General features: G+C 34.0%; 2 protein-coding genes and 1 pseudogene. All 3 read left to right on the top strand.

Going from position 1 to position 2,282, the window contains the following annotated elements; translation table 11 throughout:
- Positions 1–1,136 (top strand): polymorphic toxin type 44 domain-containing protein (locus tag HMPREF2613_RS10790; RefSeq protein ID WP_261673953.1); only part of this gene is annotated, 1,136 nt, incomplete at its 5' end.
- Entirely contained in the window at positions 1,133–1,639 is a 507-nt protein-coding gene (locus HMPREF2613_RS00615; RefSeq protein WP_070478194.1) for a hypothetical protein, read from the top strand. The genes HMPREF2613_RS10790 and HMPREF2613_RS00615, both read left to right, overlap by 4 nt.
- 111 nt (positions 1,640–1,750) lie before the next feature.
- Positions 1,751–2,282: pseudogene (locus HMPREF2613_RS00610) on the top strand (virulence protein); the annotation flags it as partial.

Here is a 2,282-nt window from a genome sequence, read left to right as displayed (position 1 = left end):
AGATTGAAAAACTAGAATTTTTTGTCTCACAGGTATCCCAGTATTTCAACGATAGCCTAGAAGTACTTAGCTTAGCCATCAAAGGAGCCACGCAACTGAGTAAAATCATTGTCGACAGTGATGGCAACTACTATGCGGACGGTGCGGACATGAGCTGGGTACAGAAGATGAAGGATGTGAAGATTGAGAGTGCAAAATATGATTCTTCTAAGAAAGCTAAGGATTTGCATAAAGAATACCAAAAAATCTTAGATAAGTTGCAAAATGGAAAAGAACTTAGCGATAAGGAGTTCCAAATTTTAGAATCTTATGTACATCACCATCCTCAAATACAATTTCCTCAACTTGTAACAGAAAAATTGAAATCGGAGGCTACCAATAGAGCTAATCCAGAGAAACTTAAGGAAAAAGTTGAGAAAATTAAAAATAGTAATGGAGATTTGAATAAAAAAGCTGAACTAATTGTGAAAACTTATGAAGATTATCTATTTTATAATAATCAAGAAGCTTTTGAAGAATACTGGAGGAAGAGAAAGGAGTTAACAAAAGATAAAGATTGGAAGGATGTTGATAGCAAGATTAAAGATACTATTGAGGATAATCTTAATGTTGAATTAAAAAAATCAGGGATAGATATAAAGGAAGTATCTAATAATCTAGCTAATGATATTTTATCTATTCATGAAGGAGACATGAAACAAAGAAACTATCTAATTAACGAAGGTAGAAAAGTATGGAAAAGTCCTGGAGATGATATAATGATAAATTCAGTAGATTTGACACAGGTTAGTATTGACCTTACTGATTTTGTAAATTTGGTAAATACTGGAAAACCTTTAGACTTAAAGAGTAGAAATTATAATGATGAACTTGAATTTTCACTTTGGTCACGTAAGTGGGAAGGTAACTTAAGAGATGATTATTTAGGGAACTATCTTTTTGGATATGTAGCAAAAGGATATTTAGGAATGGAAGATGAGCAGATCAAAAATTATGCAGGTTTAGCTCAATTGGCTTCAGATAAAGATGGTGTTAAATTTTTCAAAAATAAATCAAATGGGAATTTTGGTGATAATGAAGGAGACGCTTCTGCAATCCAAGATGGTATAGATTCATACGAGGAGAATAATAAGTGATTAACAAGAGAAAACAACTTAATAAATGGAATCTAGGATGTTCAGGAGCGGTTGTTGTTGTAACAATAATATTTATATGTTGTATTTATTTGTACTTCAAAAATGCGAGTTATACCTTGAAACCAGGTGATTCTATAGTTTTAAAAGTTCCGACATCAAAACAAAAAGAATTCTCCCCCAAATTATATATATCTAAGATTTCTGGTGGGGAATTAGAATTATCTGGGAAAACCTCATGGTGGCAGAAGGGAGAAGGAAGCCTTTTAGGGACTAACTATGATGTTTTGAAGCAAGAAATTAGCGAAATCTACTCATCGTCAAGTAATATCCCAACAAAAATAAAAGAAAACGATACAAATAGTAGTATATATTTATCAGAAAAAGGTGTAGTTCTTCAATCTAAAGAATCTTGGGAATTTGAGATTCCAAACTCAAAACAAATAAAAATAACGAATATTTCAGACAGAGACATTAGATTTGAAGCGCAGGTGACAGGTGAATAGCGGAAACTAGAAAAGTAAAATGAAGAAAAAATGATTATTTTTTTACTTTGATAGCTTTATTCTTGTCTTCCTTTCTTTGTAAGACTTAAGTTACCAATTTTACACTACCCTAGCGATGGCAACTACTATGCGGAAGGTCTGGACATGAGCTGGGTACAGAAGATGAAGGATGTGAAGATTGTTTCGCATGCCAAAAGAGATTTTCAAGACTCAGAAACTCGTGCCATCAATAAAGCTTCTAGGGATATGATGCTAAAGGACGATGGTGATGCCTACTATCGTGCCGAATTAGAGAAGCGCTTAAAAGGTCACGACAAGTCCGAATGGGATAAAATAATCGACGACTACAATCACACTCTTAAGATTGATGAAACAGGGAATATCATTGACATTTATCCATTTGAACAAGGTTATGTCGTTTCAAAAAATGGGAAATACGATGCCGACTATACTCATTTGGTTAACAAAAAGTTTGATGAACTAAAAGCACAAAACTTTGAAGCAAATTCAGCCGAATTTTGGAGTGGAGTAGCTCAAATATTCTCTGGATTGGGAGTTTACTTTGCGAGTGGTGCCCTTGAAGTCTTGAGTATCATGGCTGGTCCACCAACAGCAGGGACAAGTATCGTAGCTGGTACGGCAG

It is taken from the genome of Streptococcus sp. HMSC070B10 (genome assembly GCF_001808665.1).
In the GTDB taxonomy this organism is placed as follows: Bacteria; Bacillota; Bacilli; order Lactobacillales; family Streptococcaceae; genus Streptococcus.
Note: the sequence above shows the minus strand (reverse complement) of the source record. Positions and strands in the feature narration are given on the sequence as shown.